The organism is Streptomyces doebereineriae (genome assembly GCF_031845645.1).
Classification (GTDB): Bacteria; Actinomycetota; Actinomycetes; order Streptomycetales; family Streptomycetaceae; genus Streptomyces; species Streptomyces canus.
Genome location: NZ_JAVREZ010000276.1, coordinates 1 through 457, shown reverse-complemented (window position 1 = coordinate 457; position 457 = coordinate 1). Strand labels below are relative to the sequence as shown.

At 65.4% G+C, this 457-nt stretch carries 1 protein-coding gene; it reads left to right on the top strand.

The features are described 5' to 3' along the window. The coding region (locus tag RNB18_RS51865) for a M24 family metallopeptidase (RefSeq protein WP_311721040.1) at nucleotides 1-307 on the top strand (307 nt) is incomplete at its 5' end. Nucleotides 308-457 lie beyond the last annotated feature (150 nt).

The following is a 457-nucleotide window of genomic DNA, read 5'->3' as shown; positions in this document are numbered from 1 at the left end:
CGAGACCCACGCCGCCGAGGCGCGTCACGACCGCAAGTACGGGATCGTCGAAGGCTATGGCGGCCACGGTATCGGCCGCCAGATGCACATGGACCCGTTTCTGCCCAACGAGGGATCACCGGGGCGCGGCCCGTACCTGGAGCCCGGCTCGGTACTCGCCATCGAACCCATGCTCACCCTGGGTACCACCGAGACGAAGATCCTCGATGACGACTGGACCGTCGTCACCGTCGACGGGACCCGCGCGGCGCACTGGGAGCACACCGTCGCCGTCACCGAAGACGGCCCGCGAATCCTCACCCAGTAATTAACGCCAGCAATCACTACCCCAACCGCGCGCCCGCGCTGGTGTACAGCCGCGCGCAAAGGTAGTAATTGAACCGGATCGCCACCAACGTCGTATCACAGACGGAGGTAGGGAATGGATGATCCGGAGGCCGCCATGATGCGGGTGCTC